The organism is Streptomyces sp. NRRL B-24572, from assembly GCF_002156145.1.
In the GTDB taxonomy this organism is placed as follows: domain Bacteria; phylum Actinomycetota; class Actinomycetes; order Streptomycetales; family Streptomycetaceae; genus Streptomyces; species Streptomyces vietnamensis.
In genome coordinates, this window is the sequence record NZ_MWIG01001087.1 from 1 (window position 1) to 1,288 (window position 1,288).

The 1,288-nt window shown below is 74.1% G+C and carries 1 protein-coding gene; it reads right to left on the reverse strand.

Going from position 1 to position 1,288, the window contains the following annotated elements:
* Positions 1-129 precede the first annotated feature (129 nt).
* The gene (locus CCN56_RS40405) at positions 130-1,131 is read right to left on the reverse strand and encodes a serine/threonine-protein kinase (protein WP_086832524.1); all 1,002 of its coding nucleotides are present in this window, start codon (positions 1,129-1,131) and stop codon (positions 130-132) included.
* Positions 1,132-1,288 lie beyond the last annotated feature (157 nt).

Here is a 1,288-nt window from a genome sequence, read left to right on the forward strand (position 1 = left end):
GGCCCGGTCGGGCCGCCGGCCCTGGCCTCCAGGTAGAGGGCGCCGTCCTCGCTCGCCACGGGTTCGCCGATGCGGCGCGCCCATTCGCGTACCAAGGGCTCCCAGCCGTCGCGCAGTTCGACGGCGTGTTCAGCGGGCATGGTGCAGAACCGCCTTCTGGACGAGGGACCGGGAGAGCCCCGAGGCGAGGAGCCGGGAGGCGATCGGGCGCAGCGCGCACGGGTCACCGGCGCCGCTCCGCGCGGGCAGATGGCAGCGGTGCGGGGGATCGGGCACGGGCTCGGTGCGTTCCCGGCCGCCTCCGGCGCTGCCGGGTTCGGTGCCGGGGGCGGTCCCGAGGAGGCCGGAGAGCGCGGTCACGAGCAGGTGGGGCAGCGGGCGGTCGGCAGCGGCGGTGGACAGACAGGCGGTGATCAGCCCGGCGAGCGGCGTGGACACCCCGGTCAGGAAGGGGCTCCTGCCTTCGAGGATCCGGATGCTCGCGGGCAGTCCGGTGCCGAAGGCCGGCCGGCCCGTGGCCGCGTACGCGAGGACGGCGCCGAGGGCGAAGACGTCGACGGCCGGGGTCGGTTCGCGTCCCAGGAGCTGTTCGGGCGCCATGTAGCCGTGGGTGCCGAGGACCGCCCCGGGGAGGGTCAGTCTTTTCGTCGCCGCCGTCGTGCGGGCGATCCCGAAGTCGATGAGGCGGGGTTCGCCGTTCTCCAGGATGATGTTGCTCGGTTTGACGTCGCGGTGGATCACCCCGCGCGCGTGCACCTCGGAGAGCGCCTCCGCGAGCATGCAGCCGAGTGCCGCCACCTGCGGCTCGGGCAGCGGCCCTTCGCCGGAGACCCTGGCCTCCAGGGTGGGCCCCGCCACGTAGCGGGTGGCGAGCCAGAGGGGCGGCCGGACGGTCTCGGCGGCGTAGACGGGCACGGTGTAGGGGCTGTGGACGTCGAGGAGGGCGTCCACCTCGCGGGCGAAGCGCTGTCTGATCTCCTGGAGGTCGGCCAGGTCCCGGCGGATCACCTTGACCGCGAGCCGCTGCCCGGCGGGGGTCCGGCAGAGGTAGACCTTGCCCATGCCGCCGTTGCCGAGCGTGCGGACGACCGTGAAGTTGCCGATCCGGTCCGTACGGTCGTACGTGCTCATCCCGCCTCCCCCGAGGTCCCCTCGACAACGTAGTGGACGCGGCGGGGCACGGGGGCGGTTTCACGCGGAAGGCCGCGCTCCCGGGAGGGGAACGCGGCCTTCCATGTGAAACGCCGGGGGACAGCTACCGCAGGCGGGCCATGAGGGCGTGCTCGAC

Excerpts from the sequence above, each read along its gene's own strand:
- CCN56_RS40405 (WP_086832524.1), bottom strand. The coding sequence starts at position 1,131 with ATGAGCACGTACGACCGTACGGACCGGATCGGCAACTTCACGGTCGTC.